At 64.8% G+C, this 20,672-nt stretch carries 24 protein-coding genes and 1 tRNA gene; 19 read left to right on the top strand and 6 right to left on the bottom strand.

Annotated elements, in window-relative coordinates:
- The first annotated feature begins 1 nt into the window (after position 1).
- The 3 genes from hpaH to ACXJMY_RS17340 are packed head-to-tail and all read left to right on the top strand — an operon-like array spanning position 2 to position 2,110.
- A complete protein-coding gene (gene hpaH / locus ACXJMY_RS17350; RefSeq protein WP_456620550.1) occupies positions 2 to 805 on the top strand; it encodes a 2-oxo-hept-4-ene-1,7-dioate hydratase in 804 nt (267 codons plus the stop codon).
- A gap of 25 nt (positions 806 to 830) precedes the next feature.
- The gene (locus tag ACXJMY_RS17345; RefSeq protein WP_456620549.1) at positions 831 to 1,223 is read left to right on the top strand and encodes a RidA family protein; all 393 of its coding nucleotides are present in this window, start codon (positions 831 to 833) and stop codon (positions 1,221 to 1,223) included.
- Between the two features lie 11 nt (positions 1,224 to 1,234).
- The gene (locus ACXJMY_RS17340) at positions 1,235 to 2,110 is read left to right on the top strand and encodes an amidohydrolase family protein (protein ID WP_456620548.1); all 876 of its coding nucleotides are present in this window, start codon (positions 1,235 to 1,237) and stop codon (positions 2,108 to 2,110) included.
- 31 nt (positions 2,111 to 2,141) lie between these two features.
- Here the strand turns inward: ACXJMY_RS17340 and ACXJMY_RS17335 are convergent, their stop codons facing one another.
- The 3 genes from ACXJMY_RS17335 to ACXJMY_RS17325 form a co-directional block, all read right to left on the bottom strand.
- On the bottom strand, positions 2,142 to 2,870 hold the full coding sequence (locus ACXJMY_RS17335; protein WP_456620547.1) for a helix-turn-helix transcriptional regulator: 729 nt from the start codon (positions 2,868 to 2,870) through the stop codon (positions 2,142 to 2,144).
- Between the two features lie 132 nt (positions 2,871 to 3,002).
- Positions 3,003 to 4,010, bottom strand: a complete 1,008-nt coding sequence (locus ACXJMY_RS17330) for an LLM class flavin-dependent oxidoreductase (protein WP_456620546.1) — start codon at positions 4,008 to 4,010, stop codon at positions 3,003 to 3,005.
- Positions 4,011 to 4,404: 394 nt separating this feature from the next.
- Complete coding sequence (locus ACXJMY_RS17325; RefSeq protein ID WP_456620545.1) at positions 4,405 to 4,581, bottom strand: hypothetical protein; 177 nt, start codon at positions 4,579 to 4,581, stop codon at positions 4,405 to 4,407.
- Between ACXJMY_RS17325 and ACXJMY_RS17320 the strand changes: the two genes are divergently transcribed.
- From ACXJMY_RS17320 to ACXJMY_RS17295, 6 genes are all read left to right on the top strand, one after another.
- Complete coding sequence (locus ACXJMY_RS17320; RefSeq protein WP_456620544.1) at positions 4,559 to 5,716, top strand: hypothetical protein; 1,158 nt, start codon at positions 4,559 to 4,561, stop codon at positions 5,714 to 5,716. The two genes, ACXJMY_RS17325 and ACXJMY_RS17320, sit on opposite strands and share 23 nt — an antisense overlap.
- Positions 5,717 to 6,081: 365 nt before the next feature.
- Positions 6,082 to 6,624, top strand: a complete 543-nt coding sequence (locus ACXJMY_RS17315; protein WP_456620543.1) for a hypothetical protein — start codon at positions 6,082 to 6,084, stop codon at positions 6,622 to 6,624.
- A gap of 11 nt (positions 6,625 to 6,635) precedes the next feature.
- Entirely contained in the window at positions 6,636 to 7,397 is a 762-nt protein-coding gene (locus ACXJMY_RS17310) for a metalloprotease (protein ID WP_456620542.1), read from the top strand.
- Between the two features lie 145 nt (positions 7,398 to 7,542).
- Complete coding sequence (locus ACXJMY_RS17305) at positions 7,543 to 8,046, top strand: Twin-arginine translocation pathway signal (RefSeq protein ID WP_456620541.1); 504 nt, start codon at positions 7,543 to 7,545, stop codon at positions 8,044 to 8,046.
- Between the two features lie 12 nt (positions 8,047 to 8,058).
- Positions 8,059 to 8,688 (top strand): ferric reductase, encoded by a 630-nt coding sequence (locus ACXJMY_RS17300; protein ID WP_456620540.1) that lies wholly within the window; start codon positions 8,059 to 8,061, stop codon positions 8,686 to 8,688.
- A gap of 202 nt (positions 8,689 to 8,890) precedes the next feature.
- Positions 8,891 to 9,379, top strand: coding sequence for a Crp/Fnr family transcriptional regulator (locus ACXJMY_RS17295; RefSeq protein ID WP_456620539.1), 489 nt, complete (start codon positions 8,891 to 8,893; stop codon positions 9,377 to 9,379).
- A gap of 164 nt (positions 9,380 to 9,543) precedes the next feature.
- Here ACXJMY_RS17295 and ACXJMY_RS17290 read toward each other — a convergent pair whose 3' ends face one another.
- Together ACXJMY_RS17290 and ACXJMY_RS17285 are read right to left on the bottom strand one after the other, a co-directional pair.
- Positions 9,544 to 10,038 carry a septal ring lytic transglycosylase RlpA family protein gene (locus ACXJMY_RS17290; protein ID WP_456620630.1) on the bottom strand — a complete coding sequence of 165 codons (495 nt, stop codon included), beginning with the start codon at positions 10,036 to 10,038 and terminating at the stop codon, positions 9,544 to 9,546.
- 1,128 nt (positions 10,039 to 11,166) lie between these two features.
- Positions 11,167 to 11,241: transfer RNA gene (locus tag ACXJMY_RS17285), tRNA-Thr, on the bottom strand.
- A 320-nt stretch (positions 11,242 to 11,561) separates the two neighbouring features.
- Between ACXJMY_RS17285 and ACXJMY_RS17280 the strand changes: the two genes are divergently transcribed.
- The 5 genes from ACXJMY_RS17280 to ACXJMY_RS17260 all read left to right on the top strand — a co-directional run bounded on the left by ACXJMY_RS17280 (position 11,562) and on the right by ACXJMY_RS17260 (position 15,719).
- Complete coding sequence (locus ACXJMY_RS17280; RefSeq protein WP_456620538.1) at positions 11,562 to 11,762, top strand: hypothetical protein; 201 nt, start codon at positions 11,562 to 11,564, stop codon at positions 11,760 to 11,762.
- 39 nt (positions 11,763 to 11,801) lie between these two features.
- On the top strand, positions 11,802 to 13,508 hold the full coding sequence (locus ACXJMY_RS17275) for an FAD-dependent oxidoreductase (protein ID WP_456620629.1): 1,707 nt from the start codon (positions 11,802 to 11,804) through the stop codon (positions 13,506 to 13,508).
- A 124-nt stretch (positions 13,509 to 13,632) separates the two neighbouring features.
- Positions 13,633 to 13,941 (top strand): EthD family reductase, encoded by a 309-nt coding sequence (locus tag ACXJMY_RS17270; RefSeq protein ID WP_456620537.1) that lies wholly within the window; start codon positions 13,633 to 13,635, stop codon positions 13,939 to 13,941.
- Positions 13,942 to 14,236: 295 nt separating this feature from the next.
- Positions 14,237 to 14,746 (top strand): hypothetical protein, encoded by a 510-nt coding sequence (locus tag ACXJMY_RS17265; protein ID WP_456620536.1) that lies wholly within the window; start codon positions 14,237 to 14,239, stop codon positions 14,744 to 14,746.
- A gap of 148 nt (positions 14,747 to 14,894) precedes the next feature.
- On the top strand, positions 14,895 to 15,719 hold the full coding sequence (locus tag ACXJMY_RS17260) for an alpha/beta fold hydrolase (protein WP_456620535.1): 825 nt from the start codon (positions 14,895 to 14,897) through the stop codon (positions 15,717 to 15,719).
- A gap of 6 nt (positions 15,720 to 15,725) precedes the next feature.
- Here the strand turns inward: ACXJMY_RS17260 and ACXJMY_RS17255 are convergent, their stop codons facing one another.
- Complete coding sequence (locus tag ACXJMY_RS17255; RefSeq protein WP_456620534.1) at positions 15,726 to 16,301, bottom strand: TetR/AcrR family transcriptional regulator; 576 nt, start codon at positions 16,299 to 16,301, stop codon at positions 15,726 to 15,728.
- Between the two features lie 151 nt (positions 16,302 to 16,452).
- Between ACXJMY_RS17255 and ACXJMY_RS17250 the strand changes: the two genes are divergently transcribed.
- The 5 genes from ACXJMY_RS17250 (at position 16,453) to ACXJMY_RS17230 (ending at position 20,671) form a co-directional block, all read left to right on the top strand.
- On the top strand, positions 16,453 to 17,391 hold the full coding sequence (locus tag ACXJMY_RS17250) for an SDR family oxidoreductase (protein ID WP_456620533.1): 939 nt from the start codon (positions 16,453 to 16,455) through the stop codon (positions 17,389 to 17,391).
- A 26-nt stretch (positions 17,392 to 17,417) separates the two neighbouring features.
- A complete protein-coding gene (locus ACXJMY_RS17245) occupies positions 17,418 to 18,077 on the top strand; it encodes an epimerase (RefSeq protein WP_456620532.1) in 660 nt (219 codons plus the stop codon).
- An 82-nt stretch (positions 18,078 to 18,159) separates the two neighbouring features.
- A complete protein-coding gene (locus ACXJMY_RS17240; RefSeq protein ID WP_456620531.1) occupies positions 18,160 to 18,597 on the top strand; it encodes a DUF2948 family protein in 438 nt (145 codons plus the stop codon).
- A 284-nt stretch (positions 18,598 to 18,881) separates the two neighbouring features.
- Positions 18,882 to 20,177, top strand: coding sequence for a histidinol dehydrogenase (hisD, locus tag ACXJMY_RS17235; protein ID WP_456620530.1), 1,296 nt, complete (start codon positions 18,882 to 18,884; stop codon positions 20,175 to 20,177).
- Complete coding sequence (locus ACXJMY_RS17230; protein WP_456620529.1) at positions 20,174 to 20,671, top strand: UPF0262 family protein; 498 nt, start codon at positions 20,174 to 20,176, stop codon at positions 20,669 to 20,671. Before hisD ends, ACXJMY_RS17230 begins: the two co-directional genes overlap by 4 nt.
- Position 20,672 lies beyond the last annotated feature (1 nt).

Raw genomic sequence — 20,672 nt, 5'->3', positions numbered from 1 at the left:
CATGCTGGACACCGCCACGATCGAACGTCTCGCCGCGCGCCTGGATGAGGCCGAGCGCACCAAGGCGCTGATCCCGATGTTCTCGAAAGACTATCCCGGCTTCACCATCGAGGATGCCTATGCCGTCCAGCGCGCCTGGACAAGACTTCAGCTCGGTCGCGGCCGCGTCATCAAGGGCCACAAGATCGGCCTGACCTCCAAGGCGATGCAGAACGCGGTCGGCATCAAGGAGCCCGATTACGGCGTGCTGTTCGCCGACATGTTCTATCCCGACGCCACGCCGATCCCGTTCGATCGCTTCCACGCGCCACGGATCGAGGTCGAGCTCGCCTTCGTGCTGAAGGCGCCGCTGCGCGGTCCGGACTGCACCATCTTCGATGTGCTCAACGCCACCGACTATGTGACGCCGGCGCTCGAGATCCTGGAGACGCGCATGCATCGCGTCGATCCCGAGACCGGCAAGACCCGCAGGGTCATGGACACGATCTCGGACAACGCGGCCAATGCCGCGCTGGTGCTGGGCGGCCGGCCGATCCGCCCGATGGACGCGGATTTGCGCTGGATCGGCGCGCTGTTGTTCCGCAACGGCGAGGTCGAGGAGACCGGGCTTGCCGCCGGCGTGCTCAACCATCCCGCCAACGGCATCGCCTGGCTCGCCAATCGCCTCGCGCCGCACGACGAATATCTCGCGGCCGGCGAGGTGGTGCTGGCGGGATCGTTCACGCGGCCGGTCGACATCCGCCGCGGCGACACCTTCCACGCCGATTATGGCGCGTTCGGCTCGGTGTCGTGCCAGTTCGTCTGAACCAACAATTGAGAGGGAGCGAACCATGACCGGTCAAGCGCGGCGCAAGAGCATCCACATCGGCGGCTTCAAGCATGCCAACCCGATTCCGAACGCCAGTCGCATCGGCAATCTCGTGATGTCCGGCGTCATCCTCGGCCGCGATGCGGCCGGCGTCATGCCCGAGAGTCTCGACGCGCAATGCGCCAACATGTTCGCGCATATGAAGGCGACGGTGGAGGCCGCCGGCGGCTCGACCGACGACATCATCAAGATGACGGTGTGGCTGAAGGACCGTACGCAGCGCGGCCCGGTCAATGTCGAGTGGCTCAAGATGTTCCCGGACGAGCATTCGCGCCCGGCGCGCCACGCGCTGCCGATGGACACTATGGACGGCGGCGCGCTGGTGCAGTGCGACTTCACCGCCGTGATCGACTAAGGAGCATGCGCATGCCGACCTATCTGCCGTTCGACCCCAATCCGCGCCGCCCGGTCAAGGCGCCGCCACTGAGGACCATCGACAGCCAGTTTCACGTGCTGGGCCCGATCGACAAATATCCCGAGCGTCCCGGTGCGGCCTATCGGATGCCGACCGCGACCTGGGAAGCGGCGCTGCGCGTGCACAAGACGCTCGGCATCGAGCGCGGCATCATCGTGCAGACCACGACCTACGGCGCCGACCATTCCGTCGTGCTCGACGGCCTCGCCGCGATGGGCCCGAACTATCGCGGCTGCGCCAACGCGCTGGTGTTTGCCGAGGCGAACGACGCCTATCTCGCAAAGCTCCATGATGCCGGCGTCCGCGGCGCGCGCTTCAGCTTCCGCCAGGAGCTCGGCGCCGTGCTGTCGGACGCCGATTTCGCCCGCGCCATTGCGCGCATCCGCGAGCTCGGCTGGTACGTCAAGATCCAGCCCGAGAAGGACGGCATCGTCTCCAGCGTCGCAAAGTACGAAAATCTCGACGTGCCCGTGCTGATCGATCACATGGCGCGTCCCGATCCGGAAGCCGGCAGGAACGACCCGAACCTGCGCAAGATGCTCGAGCTGCTCGCCAAGGGAAACTTCTGGGTGATGCTGTCGCTCGGCGAGAAGACCTCGAAGGCCGGCCCGCCCTACGACGACGTGATCCCGATCGCGCGCGCCTATATCGAGGCCGCAGTCGATCGCTGCGTCTGGGCCAGCGACTGGCCGCATCCGGTCTCCGTCAAGCAGCCGCCCAACGACGCCGATCTGCTCGAGCTGATGTACCGCTACGCGCCGGACCAGGCGACGCTGGAGAAGATCCTCGTGCACAATCCGGCAAAACTGTTCGGCTTCGCCGACTGATCGGCTCCGGTCGCGATCGGGGCTGTCACGCTCAGGGCGAGATGATCCGGTCGCGCATGGCGATCATCACGGCCTGCGTGCGGGTGGCTGCGCCGAGCTTCTTGCAGCAGCTCTTGATGTGCGCCTTCACGGTGCGTCCCGTGATGGCCAGGGCGTCGGCGATCTCGTCGCTGGATCGCCCGACGGCCGCAAGCGTCAGCACCTCGCGCTCACGCGAGGACAGTACGAGCTGCGGAGCCTCGGGCAGGCCGCGCAGCTTCAGCACCCGGTCGAAGGCGTAAAGCGCCATGAGGTGGAGCGCGGGGAGATCGCGCTCCGGCAGATCGATCTCGGCGCCGCCGAACCACACCTGGCCGGTGCGGCCCGCCGGCGAGATGACCGGGATCACCACGCCATCCACCATGCCGAAGTCGCGGGCGCGTCGCACGAGTTCGACGGCGCGCGGCTCCCGTTCCGGATCGTACGGCGCTTCCCTGAACCAGCGGAACGGCTGAAGCGTTGTCCTGCAATAACGCAGCGCGGGATCGTCCCACACATACTGCGCCTCGGAATACATGTCGAGAAAGCCGGCCGGCAGCCGTTCGGCGAGAACGGCATTGCGCGTCGGTTCGGTCGACAGAGGGGCGACATAGGAACTACAGAAATAGTCGAAGCCGTGCTGGCCGAGCGTGCGGCTCATCGCATCCAGAATGCTCGCGACGTCCGGAAGCTGCCGCACCGTCTCGACGAAATCGAATGCTCGACTGCGGACCACGTCCATCGGCGGCCTACGATCAGGCTTTGAGGGATCGGCGCTGCGCCACCCTTCCGGGCACCGAGTGTAGGACGTCAATGCCGTCACTGCAATCTGCGCGAAATTTGCCACGCCCGGGACGGCCGTGTGATGCCTTGATCACCCGGCCGGTTGCGCCGCCAGCCTGTCGCGCACCTCGGCGGCGATCTCGAACGAGCGCAGCCGGGCGGCGTGATCGTAGATCTGCCCCGTCGTTATCAGTTCGTCGGCGCCGGTCTCGGCGATCAGCGCCTTCAGCTTCTGCTCGATCACGGCGGGCGAGCCGACCGCCGCGCAGGACAGCGATTGGGCCACGCCCGCCTTCTCCGCGGGCGACCACAGCGCGTCCATGTCGTCGACCGGCGGCGGCAGCGGACCCGGCGTGCCGCGGCGCAGATTGATGAACTGCTGCTGCAGCGAGGTGAACATGCGCTGCGCCTCGACGTCGCTGTCGGCTGCGAACACGTTGACGCCAACCATCGCGTAGGGCTTGTCGAGCTGCACCGAGGGCTCGAAGCGCGCCCGGTACTCGCGCAGCGCCGGCATCATCATTTGCGGCGCGAAATGCGAGGCGAAGGCGAAGGGCAGCCCGAGCATGCCTGCGAGCTGCGCGCCAAAGGTGCTCGAGCCGAGGATCCAGAGCGGCACCTTGGTCCCCATGCCGGGCACCGCGCGGATCGCCTGGTTCGGCTGGACGTCGCCGAGCAGCGCCTGCAATTCCAGCACGTCATGCGGAAAGTTCTCGGAGCTCGTTGCGAGATCGCGCCGCAACGCCCGCGCGGTGAACTGGTCGGTGCCCGGCGCGCGACCCAGCCCGAGATCGATCCGTCCCGGATAGAGCGACTCCAGCGTGCCGAACTGCTCGGCGATGACGAGCGGCGAATGGTTCGGCAACATGACGCCGCCGGAGCCGACGCGGATCGTCCTGGTCCCGCCCGCGACATGCCCGATCACCACCGACGTCGCGGCACTCGCGATGCCCGTCATGTTGTGATGCTCGGCCAGCCAGAACCGCTTGTAGCCCCACGCCTCGGCATGCCGGGCGAGATCGAGCGAATTGGCAAACGCCTGCGCCGCATTGCCGCCTTGGCGAATGGGAGCGAGGTCGAGCACGGAAAAGGGGATCATGTGGGGGTACCGGATGGGGCGCGCGGGGACGTGCGTCGGGCTCTCACATGTAGTGTCCGGCCGAGGGAATGTCAGCGCCGCCGCGTCGCTCCGGTTCGATGACGCCATGCGGATCTGAGCCGGTTCACATCTATTTGAAATAATTAGGAATTTATTCGGATTGCCGATCACGAAAATCCGTCGCCTGTGCGATCCGGCGGTGCATCGCTGCGGCGTCTTCGTAAAGCCGTCGCCCGGCGCCTTGCCTGTTGGGCAGGACGCCGTCGCGGCGACGCGTTCGTCGTTGGCGTGTCGTTGCGATCGAGCGTCCAGCCCATTGCTGTTGCCGCTCGGTAATTCCGCGATTGTCCGAATTGGGAGTGGCAACTACCGCGAGTTTCATGTTTAGTGGCGCTTATTGTTTGAAGTCGTGTTTGGCGAACGAAGCGGCATCCTGCGACGAGATTGGTTGTCGATGCAGCGTCGTCGCGGGCGGGCCGCCGGCAGGGTGGGCCGGGCTCGCTGCAAATGTTTTGGCAAGGCGTCCCAGCCGCAGGCTGCGCCGCGTGATGGACATAGAGAGCTGGGTCATGGGTGATCCTCCTGACGACGTTTCTCCCCCGGCAAAGCGGGGCTATACGGCCTGGATTGTGGTTGGATTCATCGTCCTGGCAGGCGCGATATTTGCGGCGATCAATTGGGCGGGGTCCGGCGAGCAGCCCAAGCTCTCGGTGGCGAAGCAATGGAATGAGGCAATCCAGAAGCTCGGCTTCGAGCCGGTCTATCCGCCGGTCGAGGACATCCAGGTCGGCGACGTTTTTGCGATGATCACCGACGACGAGGCCACCGATTCGGCGGCGGACGAGCCGTTTGCGGGGCGCTCGATCAAATTGCTGCATCTCGATTTGACCCGGGAAATCGAGGATGCCTATCGGGCGGTCTATCAATTTCCCGCCACCAATGCGCGCCCCGACCATGACGGACAGATTTGGCCGCAGGCGACCACCACCGATTCGCTGTTCAAGCCTCCCGCGACCCGGACCGCCCTTCCGCTTGTGTTGTTCCCGCGCTTCACCATCACCAATGTGAAGCGGGCAAGCGGCAGCGCAAGCGCGATGTCCCAGTTGTTGAGTGGCGGGTTTGGCGCGGACGCCAGCTCGACCGAAACGGTCGAGGTCAAGTTTTCAGCCACCGAAACCTATGGCGTTCCTGCGGTGCCGGCGGAGCTTCGGTTGCTTGATTTTTGTCAGGCCTCCGCAACGAAATTATTCTGCACGGAGCTGGGACTGCGCAAACAGCTGTCGATCCTGATCGGGAAGCGGATCGACGACAAGGTGAAAGACCGCAAGACGGGGGTCGAACGGCCACGCTTTTCGGTGGAGCTTGCGCTCGTCAGCCGCGTGTTCCTGGCGCGTTCGATTCAGACCAGCATGGGCGAAGACGGCGGGACACGGGGAAATGTCGGGGTGAACCAGCCGGCCGCATCGCCCGCGATTGCAGCGTCACCGGCTCCGGTGACCGCAGGCACCAGTGGCAGCGGTGCCGATGCTGACGGCAAACCGCCGCCACCCGCTCCGGTGCCGCCCCACGCCGGCACGAACAACGCGCCGGGTGGCGCGATCGCCTTCGAGCGCCGCGCGACATCAAACGTGCTGTTGCCCGATACGTTGCTGCCGCGCCCGGTCGTGGTCGGTTTCAAGAGCGTTCGTTTCAGACCCGTGGAGTGAAGGATGAGCACACGTAAAACACTGGTGTTGGCCGGCTTGCTGCTGATCGCGTTTCCGTTGCGCCACGGCGAGCTATTGAGCCGCGTCGCTGCCGAGTGCAAGTGCGACCAGAGCGATTTCGGCTGCAGGATCATGTGTTCGGGCATTGGCTCAGGCCAGGGGACTGGAGGCGGATCGACGAGCTCATTCAATGCGGCTCCCGGCGTCAACCGTCCGCCTCAGGAGCGGCCAGTCGTCGTGCCCCGGACGGATACGGATACCAGGAGCAGGTCCGAGCAAATCAAGTAGTCGGCTGAAGGGGAAGACCAGGGCTGGACCGAGGACGTCGCGCCTTGTGGTCGGTTCGTGAGTGGCAGGGGATGCAGATGATTTTGAAAGGATCGATCAGGTTTTTGATCGCGGTGGTGCTGGCCTGCCTGCTTCAGGCGCCGGCGACGAGGACGGCGTCAGCGCAGGCGGATCCCCGGCAAATCCTGATGGCCGTCATCCAGCAATTGCAGACGGGCACGCCGAACATCACCTGGTATGGTCCGCAGCTTTGGCAGACGATCGCCATGCAGACGGGCAACAGCGGCGTCTACCCGCAGCTGGTCCAGCTTGGGCAGGTGACCAATGTCGTCGTGAGCGGGCAGACACAGCTTCCTGCAGGGCCGGTCTACTCCCTGGTGGCGCAGCATCAGAACGGCGTGTCGACCTGGCAGCTCGGCATCAGCCTCTATACCAACCGCATCGAGTACGCCAACTTCAACGTTGGAAACCCGGCGCCCCAGCCGCTGCCGGCCCAACCCGTGCCGCTTCCCCGAACCGCCGCTCCGACCCCGGGAAGCGCGCCGAATCCGCCGTCGGAGTCTCCACCTCCGGTGGACAAGGCCTCAGAGGCCTGCCGGAAATTTCCAAACCTCTGCTAGGGAGGCGTCAGATGCTGACACGGAGATGTTGTCTCGCGGGTTGTGGTCTTCTTCTCTTCGACATCGCCGGCGCGGCGGCAGCGGGAAGCCGCCACAATCCGATCTATGGCTGCAGCCTGTCGAGCAGCGAGGCCGACAACATTCTCGGCAACGAGCAGGATGCGCGAAGGCCTACCGGCGATGTACCGATGATCCTCACGTCAGGCGACAAGGACTTCGACTATGCGCTGGCGCAGACCTTGAACAGGATTTCCGATTGTCTGAACGTCACCCCCGCATTCGCATATTACGACGACTCTGATGCTCCGGCTGCGTTCGCAACCGATAGGAAGCGCGTGGCCGGTACCGATGGGACGGTCCTTTTCGGACGGCGGTATCTGAAGGAATTGCTGGCAAGGCCCGAGGCACCAGATGCCGCGGTCGTGGCGGTCTGCGCCCACGAGTTCGGACACATCCTCCAGTTCAAGCTGAAGCTGGACAAGCTTCTCCTCGACGGACAGACCACCGTGAAACGGCTGGAACTGCACGCCGATTTTTTGGCCGGCTATTTCGCGGGCGTACGAAAGTGGGAGAAGCCGAGTTTCAACGCGGCCGTCGTCGCCATGACGCAATTCAAGTTCGGAGACCCCCTGGTCAACGACAAGGACCATCATGGCACGCCGGAGGAACGGGGACAGGCGATCGTCAAAGGTTACCAGATCGGGCACGATGACAGGAAGCCGCTGCTGGACGCCATTCCGATCGGTATGAAATACGTCATGGACAAATTCTGACGCCGCCGTCGCCACGCATGTGGGCCGTGGCGCGGTTCACAACAGCGTTATTGCGACCCGTTGCGCCGTTCATCCCAACTGGGCGGCTCGCGCTTGTTGATGTACCCTTGGCGGCGCCAGTGCATCGTCGCCAGGAGGAACTGACATGACCACGGTCGTATTCAACCGCCGCAGTCTCCTCGCCGCCGGCGGTTCCGTTTTGGCAACCGGGGTTTTGACAGCCGGGGTGTCCGGGCTGTTGTTGCCGGCCCACGCGGAAGGCCTCGCTCCGACCGATTCGATGTCGGGCGGGGCGAACAATTATCGCAAGGGCGCGCCGATCGTGGAGCGGATCGGAAAGGGTGGCTTCTGGATGAGCGGCACCGTGCGCCGCGCCGGCGACGGGGCACCTCTCGCCGGGCAGCGCATCCAGATCTGGGCGCACACGACCGAAGGGCAGGAGCACGAGCCGCAGAGTCATGGCGCCACGCTCACCGACAAGGACGGCAAGTTCCGGCTCGAGATGCCGCAGATCATTCCGATTTTCGGCCAGCCGCACGGCCACCTCGCCTATGACAGCGGTGAATTCAAGACCGTCTTTCTGCGCCCGGTGATGCGGAGCGCGAAGGAAACCAGCCTCGAGGCGCACTTCGTCCTGCTGCCGGCCTGACCGGGCCAGCGAATGAAGCGGTGGAGATTGGCCCGGGCGCCCCTGATCTGGGCCGCCCTTGCTTTGGCCATTGGCGTGCCGATCGCCGCTGCTGCGGGAAGCGAGCAGCTCGCATGGCGCGGTCCGGTCTACATCCTGGCCGGATTCGCAGGGATCATTGCGCTGGGTCTCGTGCTGGTTCAGCCTCTGTTGATTGGCGGATATCTGCCGGGACTGTCGGCCTATCGTGGACGGCGTGCGCATCACTGGATCGGCGGCGCGCTGGTCCTGGCGGTGGTGGTCCACGTCGCCGGCCTCTGGATCACCAGTCCGCCCGACATGATCGACGCCCTGACCTTCTCGTCACCGACGCCGTTCTCGCCCTTTGGCGTGACCGCCATGTGGGCCATCTTCACTGTCGCGCTGCTGGCTGCGCTGCGCCGGCGATTGGGACTGCGGCTCCTGACCTGGCGCATCGTCCATATTCCCCTCGCCATCGTCATCGTCGCAGGCAGTGTGGCCCATTGCCTGCTGATCGAGGGGACGATGGAGACAATCTCGAAAGTGGCGCTGTGCGCGCTTGTCCTCGCGGCCACCGTAAAGGTCATGATTGACCTGCAGGTGTGGCGAAAGCGAAGGACGTTGCGCGGCGAGAGCTCGTAGCCCGGATGGAGCCAACGGGGCGGCGCGAAGCGCCGCCCGATGACAGGCTCCGCGCAATCCGGGACGACTGTATCCGTGGCTGCTGGCCCCGGATTACGCTTCGCTCCATCCGGGCTACGCCGCTTTTCAAACACGTTGAGCGTCGTCATCGCCTGCGTGTGCTCTGCTTGTCGGAGATAGCGACGGGGCGTATCCTAGCGCGATGGTTGTCAGTGCCCCCGAGCTGAAAGCGTTCCTGCTCGCGACGCCGTTCTTCGGCGGTCTTCCGGACCCAAGCCTCGACCTCCTGATTTCGATGCTGGTCGAGTGCCGCTTTGATGCCGGAGCGACCGTCGTGGCGGAAGACGACCCGGGACGCTCGATGTTCATCGTCAAGTCCGGCCGGCTGGCGGTGCGCAAACGGGCGAACGCGGGGAATGTCATCCCGATTTCCGTTCTGGAGGCCGGCGATTTCTTCGGCGAGATGGCGCTGATTGAAATGCAAAATCGCTCCGCCACGGTGGTCGCGGAGAGTCCGACGGTGCTGTACGAGCTGACGGCGCAAAAGCTCTACGCCTGCTACAAGGCCGATATCCACGCCTATGTGATCGTGCTGCAGAACATCAATCGCGAGCTTTGCCGGCGGCTGCGCCGTGCCGACGATCGCTTCACCGGACACCAGGCGGGCGAAGAGGAAACCCCCGCGCGATGAATGTGTGTGGGACGTTCAGCGCGTAGCCCGGATGGAGCCAACGGGTCGGCGCGAAGCGCCGCCGGATGACAGGCTCCGCGCAATCCGTGACGATTGCTTCCGCAACTGATGGCCCCGGATTACGCTTGCGCTCCATCCGGGCCACGCCACTTCGCGTGGGACGTTCAGCCCACCGGTCCCGGGATCCAATCGTCCCCTGAAAGTGGGCTAACTTTTACGTCGCCAATGACTCCGAGCTCCAGGCTTGGATCGAAATGGCGCATCGTCCGCTCGTTGAGGTCGATGATGCGGCCAGGCCTCAATGGCCCCACGTCATTGATCTTGACGATGACCTTCTTGCCGACGGCCTCGACGAGGGCATATTTCGGCCTTGCGCCAAATTGGACCCCACCGAATTTTCCGCGCAAATTCGTCTTGATCGCGGCTGCCCAGACAGAGGGATCATAACGCTCGCCGGAAGCTGTGCTCGGACCGCCCTCCTCCTTGCCGGGCTTGAACGGATTGTACATGGACGCGGCGCCAACGATCGCATCTCCAGAGGCGGCATCGACGACGGCGCTTGAGCGAACGCCACACGCTTCACTTCGAGCAACGGTAACAGAAACGGCAAGCGCAACCAGGGCGCCGCAATTTGCGGCGCTCGAGCGGAACAGCATCATAACTCCTGTGATTTTTTCGATGTCCGGTTCCGATACCGCAAGCATGGTCAAGCGAACGCGGAAGCGTTCATGAACTTGCGCCAAAGCTTTGCGGATTCGAGCCAACCCCTGGCTACGGAACCGTTGTGCGAACCAGAGTGGTCCGCACGCAGTGTTTTAGGTTCTCACCGACTAAGACAGAGAATGCGTCAGCAGCATGGCTCGATGGAACCTGAGGTGAGTGGCGCGTGCGACGTCGGCCAAGGATCTTGTCCGTGTAAATACGGCTTCGCAGGTGCGTCGGCGCCGAAGCCAGATTCCTGTTGCGTCTCTCAGGCCATGATCGCAGCGATCAGCGGCTTGATCCCGACGATGTTCATCACCCGCGTCAGATGACAGGCGAGGATGCGAGAGCGCGTAGGATGGGTAGAGCACTTGCGAAACCCATCATGCTTCCGCGCAGACAAGGCGCGATGAGTTTCGCTCCGCTCTCCCCATCCTACGAGCTGAGACGCCCGCGCTCATTTGACCCGTCGGGCAAAACACCTGGCTCCCCCGAAACACCGTCAATCCCCCGTCGCAAAAATTTTTCACTTTACCGAAATTCGGATTTACGGCACTATTCCGCCATCCTGGTCCAGGAAGAGGGGCGATCGTACGTCGTCACGAACGTGGGCGGGGGTGCGGTGGACGCGGTGGCGTCGGGCACGCGAAGGCGGGATCAGGGCGAGATGAACCTCGTGAGATCCTTGCTGCGTGCGGAACGGACGGCGCTGAAGCGTACGGCGAAAACGTGTGGTCCTGACCGTCGTTGCTACGGTCAAGCCTTGCGGAGATGGATCGGAGCTCAACCGGGCCGCGGGACATCGCCAATTCGCAAGGTGACGGAGGCCAGAAGGAACTCGGCTCCGGGGAGAGCGCGCATAAGCCGTCAACCCATCGCGCAGGGAAGGCCGGGTGTTTTCCGGCCCACCTGTTGTCCGCCTGTGCATTTGCGTGTGCAAATTCTTCGCACAGCGGATCATGGGTGCCAGCCGGCACCCGGTCTTCCCTGCGCCCTCTTCACGGAAAGAGGGTCAAGGAAACGAGAAAAACTCGGGCGCTACGTGCCGCGAGAATGCCGATCTGTGCGTGATTGAACCCAGAAAATGGTGCTGCCAGACAGGATTGAACTGTCGACCTCTCCATTACCAATGGAGTGCTCTACCACTGAGCTACGGCAGCAGGTGCTGGGATAAGAATCGGCCGCCATGAGGGGCCTACCAAGCGGGCCGATATCTGCCACAAGCCCCCCGCCTGTGCAAGCTTGCAGGCCCCGTCAAATCGAGAAAATCGGGCTGATATCGGGGCCAAAATGGCTGTTTTGGCTTGAGCCGGCCAGCTTTCGGCCGATTCGGGTACCGATATCCCCCAGCCAATTGGCCAGTTGGCCACGCCCTCGAATTCGCCCAAATCTGGCGACTTCGTTGTCGCAGCCGGTGATCGCCTCTTGAGCTGCCGTTATTCGATGGCATCCTGCGGCCGATCGCATTGATGGGCCCGTGATGACCGACGAGAACGACAAGAGCGCAAGGCAGGACTCAAGACAGGACCGGGCGTCCCGGGACGACCGGCTGAAATCGGCGCTGCGCGAAAACCTGAAGCGGCGGAAGGTGCAGGCGCGCGAACGTGCCGCCATCACCGAGCCCTCGCAGAACGACGATGATTCCCTAGATGAGGGGATCGCCGGCAAGACCGGTGGTTAGAATCCGGCGGCGAGAATTTTGGAATGAGTGAGAGTGACCATGGGGCAAGACGAGGTGCAACGAACCGACAGGGAGGCGCAGATGGCACAGTTCTCGCGCCCCGAGCAGACCTTTCCGACGCTGACGCCCGCCGAGATCGAGCGGATGCGTCTTTTCGGCGAGCTTCGCACCTACGCGGATGGCGCGCTGCTGTTCGAGACCGGCAAGCCGGGGCCGGGCATGTTCGTCGTGCTGAAGGGCCATGTCGCCATCGCCCAGCGTGACGGGCTCGGTCACATCACCCCGGTGATCGATCAGGGGCCGGGACAATTCCTGGCCGAGCTCGGCCAGCTCTCGGGGAGGCCGGCGCTGGTCGATGGCCGCGCCGAGGGCGATGTCGAGGTGCTCCTGATCCCGCCGGACCGGCTGCGCGCGCTGCTGGTCGCCGAAGCCGAGCTCGGCGAGCGCATCATGCGCGCGCTGATCCTGCGCCGGGTCAGCCTGATCCAGGGCGGCATCGGTGGCCCCGTGCTGATCGGGCCGTCGAACTCCGCCGGCGTGGTGCGCTTGCAGGGCTTCCTCACCCGCAACGGCCAGCCGCATCATCTGCTTGATCCCGACAGCGAGAATGACGCGGCGGAGGTGATTGCGCGTTATTCGCCGAAGCCCGAGGATTGGCCGCTGGTCGTCACCGCCGACGGCAGCGTGCTGCGCAATCCCAGCGAGATCGAGCTCGGGCGCGCCATCGGCATGATCGGCGGGTCGAAGGACGATCGCATCTACGACGTCGCGATCGTCGGCTGCGGGCCGGCGGGGCTCGCGACCGCGGTCTACGCGGCCTCCGAAGGCCTCTCGGTCGCGGTCGTCGATACGCGCGCCTTCGGCGGCCAGGCCGGCGCCAGCGCGCGCATCGAAAACTATCTCGGCTTTCCGACCGGCATCTCCGGCCAGGCCCTGGCCGGCCGGGCCTTCACCCAGGCGCAGAAGTTCGGCGCCGAGATCATGATCCCGATGTCGGTGAAGTCGCTGGACTGTTCGCGCAGAGCCGGCACCTTCGCGCTTGCGCTGGATTGCGGCGACACATTGCGCTCGCGTGCGGTGGTGGTCGCGAGCGGCGCGCGCTATCGCCGGCCTGAGATGGCGAACCTCGACAAGTTCGAGGGCCGCGGCGTCTGGTACTGGGCCTCGCCCGTGGAGGCGCGGCTTTGCTCCGGCGAGGAGGTGGCGCTGGTCGGCGCCGGCAATTCGGCGGGGCAGGCCGCCGTGTTCCTGTCGGGCCATGCCAAGAAAGTGCTGATGATCATCCGCGGCGGCGGCTTAGGGGCCAGCATGTCGCGCTATCTCATTGAGCGCATCGAAGCGACGCCGAACATCGAGCTGCTGTTCAACACCGAGATCACGGCGCTCGAGGGCGATGAAGCCTCGCTGCTGCGGCGCATCCGCTGGAAGAGCCGGCTGTCGAGCGACGAGGATGTTGCCGACATCCGCAATCTCTTCCTGTTCGTCGGCGCCGATCCCGCCACCAACTGGCTCGACGGCTGCGGCGTGACGCTCGATCGCGGCGGCTTCGTCGTCACCGGCGCGCAGTCCGAGCAGAACCAGGGCCGGCTGGTGGCGCCGTTGGAGACCTCCGTGCCCGGCGTCTACGCCGTCGGCGACGTCCGCTCCGGCTCGGTCAAGCGCGTCGGCGGCGCCATCGGCGAGGGCGCGCAGGTCGTGGCGTCCCTGCACGGCTTCCTCGGCGACGCCGCAAAACCGGCGCTTTAGCCAAGGACAAGACAAGCAGGTGGCAAGCGGAATCTGACTTGCCATCTTGCCGTGTCCCACGGACTATCCCCCGTCGCGAGGCCAATCGCGCGTGGAAGAACAAGGATTCGCAAGGGAGGACTAAATGGCTGAACTCGTCGTGCTCTACAAGACGCCCAAGGATGCTGCCGCCTTCGACAAGCATTATGCCGAGACCCACATTCCACTCGCCAAGAAACTTCCCGGCCTGAAAAAATACGCCGTCAGCACGGGGCCGGTCGGCTCCCCCGCGGGACCTTCCGGAGTCCACCTCGTCGCCATTCTCTCCTTCAACAGCGTGGCCGACATCCAGGCGGCATTCGGCAGTGCAGAGGGCAAGGCGGCAGCAGGCGACGTGCCGAAATTCGCCAGCGGCGGCGCCGACCTRCTGATCTTCGACACCAAGGACGTGTGAAGGATCGATTCAACTTTCGTCGAAGACCTGAGAGCTCGTAGCTCGGATGGAGCGAAGCGCAATCCGGGGCCGCTGTCGCTTGTGGCACGATTCCCGGATTACGCTACGCTCCATCCGGGCTACAAACTACAAACTGCCGTCGTTTGTGACAGCGATGCAAAAAATTCAGCCATGCGTTTGTCGATTCGCACGATGACGCATGGCTTTGACCATGCGTGTGACGACAACGCATGTGGCAATCTCATGAGGACCGTAATACTAATCCGATCTCAATGCAGAGAATAGGAGAGATGCCATGGTTCTTGGGTTGAGCCTGCCCGCCTTCACGTTGGTCCATGTCATCATCAGCCTGATCGCGATCGTCGCTGGCCTCATCGTGATGTTCGGCCTGCTGGGTTCGAAGCCGCTGCCGGGCCTCACCGCGATCTTCCTGCTGTTCACGATTCTGACCAGCGCCACCGGCTTCCTGTTTCCGTTCAAGGAGCTGCTGCCGTCGCATATCATCGGCATCATCTCGCTGGTGCTGCTCGCGATCGCCTGCTTCGCGCTGTACGGCATGAAGCTCGCCGGCGTCTGGCGTCCGGTCTACGTCGTGACCGCGATGATCTCGCTCTATTTCAACGTCTTCGTGCTGGTGATCCAGTCGTTCCTGAAGGTGCCGGCGCTGGCCGCGCTCGCGCCCGCCGTGCCGCCGGCACCGCCGTCGGGCCCGGTGTTCGCCGTGGTGCAGGGCATCGTGCTGGTGTTCTTCGTGGTGGTGACCGTCGGCGCCTGGCGCCGCTTCAAGCCGATGGCGTTTGCCTGATCGCACGATCCTCGTCATTCCGAGGCATCGCGCAGCGATGAACTCTGGTGCGCAATCGCGCACCTGAGAATCTCGCACAACAATCTCCAGATTCCGGGTTCGCGCGGATGCGCGCCCCGGAATGACGTCCCACTAAAAGGAGCCTTTCATGCCCACCATCACCACCAAAGACGGCGTCGAGATCTTCTACAAGGACTGGGGCTCCGGTCAGCCGATCGTGTTCAGCCATGGCTGGCCGCTGTCGTCCGACGACTGGGACGCGCAGATGATGTTCTTCGTGACCCGCGGCTACCGCGTCATCGCCCATGACCGCCGCGGCCACGGCCGCTCGTCGCAGGTCGCCGACGGCCACGACATGGATCACTATGCCGACGACCTCGCGGCCGTGACGGCGCATCTCGACCTCAAGAACGCCATTCACGTCGGCCACTCCACCGGCGGCGGCGAGGTCGTGCATTACATTGCGCGCCATGGCGAGAGCCGGGTGGCGAAGGCTGCGATCCTGTCCGCGGTGCCGCCGCTGATGGTGCAGACCGCGGCCAATCCCGGCGGCCTGCCGAAGAGCGTGTTCGACGATTTCCAGGTCCAGCTCGCCGCCGGCCGTTCGAGCTTCTACCGCGACATCGCCGCCGGCCCGTTCTACGGCTACAACCGTCCCGGCGCGAAACCGTCGGAAGCGGTGATCCAGAACTGGTGGCGGCAGGGCATGATGGGCGGCGCGAAGGCGCATTACGACGGCATCGTCGCCTTCTCGCAGACCGACTTCACCGAGGACCTGAAGAAGATCAACGTGCCCGTGTTGGTGATGCACGGCGACGACGACCAGATCGTGCCTTACGCCGACTCTGCGCCGCTGTCGGCCAAGCTGCTCAAGAACGGCACGCTGAAGACCTACAAGGGCTTTCCGCACGGCATGCCGACGACACATGCCGAGACCATCAACGCGGATCTGCTGGCGTTCTTCAAGGGGTGAGGCGCCTCACTCCAATATCCCCCTGATCGCGTCGAAGGTCCGCTTGACGAAAGCCTCCGGCTTTTCCCGCGCACCTTCGCCGATCCAGCTCTCGCCGCCGACGCGCATCGCGCCGGTGGCGATCATGGCGACGAGACGCGCCTTCAGCCGGTCTGATTTGCGGCCGGAGCGCTGGGCCAGCCCTTCCGCCAAGGCCCGCTCGAGCTTCTCGTATTTGAGCTGGTCGCGCGCGTGAAGCGCGGGATTGTCGCGCTTGAGCCGCGACATCGCGGCTGCCTCGGTCGGATCGATCCGCTTGACCGCCGCGGCGATCGCATTCTCCGCCGCCGTCAGCATGGATTCGTCCGCGGGCCTGGCGAGGATCTCGGCGACCAGCGCGGCCGCTGCATCCTCCTGCCAGGCGGCGACCACATCCTCCTTCGAGGCGAAATAATGGAAGAAGCTGCGGCGCGACACGTCCGCCGCGGCCGCGACATCGTCGATGGTCGTGGCCTCGAAGCCGCGCTCCAGAAACAGCGCCATCGCCGCGCGCTTCAGCCGCTCGCGGGTCTGCTGCCGCTTGCGCTGGCGCAGGCCCGGCATTGCCGGCGGTTTCTCTTCCGAAGACAATGGCTTGGCGCGTTTCCCGATGTGCCTCGAAGCCTTCAAATTCCTTCACCCCTTGCAAAGTTGCACCAAGTGCACATTTAGTTCGGTCGCGGGCCTTTTGTATCCCCCAGCCTGGAGATATGGCATGACCGACTGGACCACGGCAGACATCCCCTCCCTCAGCGGCAAGACCGCCGTCGTCACCGGAGCCACGGGCGGCCTCGGCTACGAGACGGCACTGGCGCTGGCGGGTGCCGGCGCCATCGTCATACTCACCGGGCGCAACGACGCAAAGGGCCTGCGGGCGATCGAGGGCATTTGCAACCGCTTTCCCAACGCGCTGATCGCCTATGAGCATCTGGATCTCGCAAGTCTCGCCTCCGTGGCCGATTTCGCCAGACGCTTTGCCGCCAGCAATGAAACGCTCGACCTCCTGATCAACAATGCCGGCGTGATGGCGCTGCCGACGCGGCAGGAGACCGCGGACGGTTTCGAGATGCAGCTCGGCACCAACTATCTCGGCCATTATGCGCTCACGGCACGCCTGCTGCCGCAGCTTCGCCGCACCAAGGCGGCCCGGATCGTCAATCTGTCCAGTCTCGCGCACCGCTCCGGCGCGATCGATTTCGACGACCTGCAATGCAAGCGCTCCTATCGGCCGTGGCGGGCCTATTGCCAGTCCAAGCTCGCGATGCTGATGTTTGCGCTGGAGTTGCAGCGCCGCAGCGACGCGGCAGGGTGGGGCGTGATGAGTCTCGCCGCCCATCCCGGCTACGCGCGGACCGATCTCATTCCGAACGGTCCGGGCACCAACACCCTGTCATGGCAAGTCGGACGGCTGTTGCAGCCCTTGATCAGCCAGTCCGCAGCCGACGGCGCGCTGCCCACCTTGTTCGCGGCGACCTCGTCGTTCGCCGAGCCCGGCGGCTATTACGGTCCGAACGGGTTCTATGAATTGAAGGGGCCGCCCGAGCCGGCGAAGATCATGCCGCGGGCGAAGGATTTTGCCGCTGCTGCGATGCTGTGGGATGTCTCGGCGACACTGACCGGTGTATCCTTCGACGAGATCGCGGCCGCCGCATGAGCCGCGACGCCGTTGGGGACGTTCCGATGCAAGTCATCATCTTCGGCGCGACCGGCATGGTCGGGCAGGGTGTTTTGCGCGAATGCCTGATCGATCCCGGCGTCGCGCGCGTCGTCGCGGTCGGTCGCAGCCCGACCGGCGTGCGCAACGCCAAGCTCACCGAGATCATCCACGACGATTTTATCGACTATTCGGCGATCGAAGCGCAGCTCACCGGCTTCGATGCCGGTTTCTTCTGTCTCGGCGTCTCCTCGATCGGCATGAGCGAGGAGCGTTACCGCCACCTCACCTACGACATCACGCTCGCGGCGGCGACGATGCTGGCCAGGCTCAATCCGCAGATGATTTTCACCTACGTCACCGGCGCCGGAACCGATTCCACGGAGCAGGGGACGCGGATGTGGGCGCGGATCAAGGGCAAGACCGAGAACGATCTGCTCAAGCTGCCGTTCAAGGGCGCCTACATGTTCCGTCCCGGCGCGATCCAGCCCCTGCACGGCGCCCGCTCCAAGACCGCGTGGGTGCAGGCCGTCTACACCGCGACATGGCCACTCTGGTCGGTGCTCCGCCGGATCTCGCCAGGGCTCGTCACCTCGACCGAGCAGATCGGCCGCGCCATGATCCATGTCGCCCGGCAGGGTTATCCGCGGAAGGTGCTGGAGATGAAGGATATCAATAGCCTCTAGTCCGCCGGCCCGTTAGTTTTGCGGATATTTCTGGCGCCCATGCGCGTTGTGCCGCATCCGCCCCGAAGGAGAAGCGCCGGTGATGTCTCCCCAGCTCAAACTGATTGCGCTCGATGCCGACGATCTCGCCGTGATCTCGACCCATGTGCAGGATGCCCGCGTGCAGACATCGGACATCGTCTGGCGGCAGGGTGAGAAGCGGCTGGTGGTCGGCATGAGCCGGCTGGACTGGGAACAGACGCTGGAAGGTGAGGCCGCGCCGCGCCGGCTGGTCGCCGCGCTGCGCTTCGACCGTGTGCTGGCCTGCAAGTCGCGCAACATCGACCTCGCCGCGCCGGACAAGCTGCTGGATCTTCTCGGCATCGAGTTTCACCCCCAGGACGGCCGCGACGAGGAGCCCGGCGGCAGCGCGCTGCTGCTGTTTGCCCAAGGCGGCGCCATCCGCCTCGACGTCGAATGTCTGGAATGCGAGCTGACCGATCTGGGGGCGGATGAGCTGGGAACGGTCGGGGAGGGGTGAGGGACGGGCATCCCGCGCCAAACCCTCAGCCGTCGTCCTGGCGAAAGCCAGGACCCATAACCACCGGCGGCTATGATAGAGTGGGCTGGAGCAACATCCTGGTTCAATAACAAAGACTTGGGGTAATGGGTCCTGGCTTTCGCCAGGACGACGTCAAAGCAGGATGACCACAGAAAACGGCGACACCTGCCGAGGGTTGACGGCGGGTGGCCGTCGCGCCATTGAGCAGGGGACCTGGTGAGCCAATCCGCCCCCTCGAAAACCAGCCGGAAGCCAAGCCCAAAATGCCCGTTCGCCTCGACCGCAGCAGCGCCGATTTTGACCAGCGATTTGCGGCCTTCCTCGCCGCCAAGCGCGAGGTCTCGGCCGACGTCGAGGCCGCCGCGCGCGCGATCGTCGACGATGTGGCCAGGCGCGGCGATGCCGCCCTGCTCGAGGCCACGGCAAAATTCGACCGGCTGACGCTGGATGCGGCCTCGCTGCGCGTCACGGCCGGCGAGATCGAGGCCGCGGTTGAGGCCTGCGATGCCGCAACGCTGGATGCGCTCAAACTCGCGCGCGACCGCATCGAGACCTACCACGTCCGGCAATTGCCGAAGGACGAGCGCTTCACCGACCCGCTCGGCGTCGAGCTCGGCTGGCGCTACACCGCGATCGAATCCGCCGGCCTCTACGTGCCCGGGGGGACTGCGGCCTATCCGTCCTCGGTGCTGATGAACGCCGTGCCCGCAAAAGTCGCCGGCGTCGCGCGCCTCGTGATGGTGGTGCCGTCGCCCGACGGCAAGCTCAATCCGCTGGTGCTGGCGGCGGCAAAGCTCGGCGGCGTCACCGAGATCTATCGTGTCGGCGGCGCGCAGGCGGTGGCCGCGCTCGCCCACGGCACCGCGACGATCGCGCCGGTGGCCAAGATTGTCGGCCCCGGCAATGCCTATGTCGCCGCCGCCAAGCGGCTGGTGTTCGGCAAGGTCGGCATCGACATGATCGCCGGCCCCTCCGAGGTGCTGGTCATCGCCGACGACACCGGCAATGCCGATTGGATCGCCGCCGACCTCCTGGCGCAGGCCGAGCACGACACGAGCGCGCAATCGATCCTGATCACCGATTCCGCGCGCCTTGCCGCCGATGTCGAGAAGGCGGTCGAAGCCCAGTTGAAGACGCTGCCGCGTGCCGCGATCGCAGGTCGCTCCTGGGCCGACTTCGGCGCCATCATCATGGTGAAGAATCTCACCGATGCGATCCCGCTGGCGGACGCCATCGCCGCCGAGCATCTCGAGATCATGACCACGGACCCGGATGGGCTTGCCGCAAAGATCCGCAACGCCGGCGCGGTGTTCCTCGGCGCGCATACGCCGGAGGCGATCGGCGATTATGTCGGCGGCTCCAACCACGTGCTGCCGACGGCGCGCTCGGCGCGGTTCTCCTCGGGGCTGGGGGTTGCCGACTTCATCAAGCGCACCTCGATCCTGAAATGCGGCCCGGATCAGCTGCGTGCGCTGGGCCCGGCCGCGATGACGCTCGGAAAGGCGGAGGGGCTTGATGCCCATTCGCGCTCGGTTGGATTGCGCCTCAATCTGTCATGACCAGGCCGCCCGAACAGGACGACTCGACCAATCGCATCGTCGCGGTCACCCTCGACGAGGAGTCGATCGGCCGTTCCGGGCCCGACATCGAGCATGAGCGTGCGATCGCGATCTACGATCTGATCGAGCAGAACCTGTTTGCGCCGGAGGGCGCCGACGGCAAGGGGCCGTTCACGCTGCATATCGGCATCACTGGCAACCGGCTGATGTTCGACATCCGCTGCGAGGACGCGACGCCCGTGGTCGTGCATCTGTTGTCGCTGGGGCCGTTCCGGCGGATCGTGAAGGACTATTTCATGATCTGCGATAGCTACTATCAGGCGATCCGCACCGCGACGCCGGACAAGATCGAAGCCATTGACATGGGCCGCCGCGGCATCCATGACGAAGGCTCGCGCACGCTGCAAGAGCGGCTGAAGGGCAAGGTCCGGGTCGATTTCGAGACCTCGCGACGCCTGTTCACGCTCATCACTGTCTTGCACTGGAAGGGTTAGG

It is taken from the genome of Bradyrhizobium sp. P5_C12 (assembly GCF_054049735.1).
Note: the sequence above shows the minus strand (reverse complement) of the source record. Positions and strands in the feature narration are given on the sequence as shown.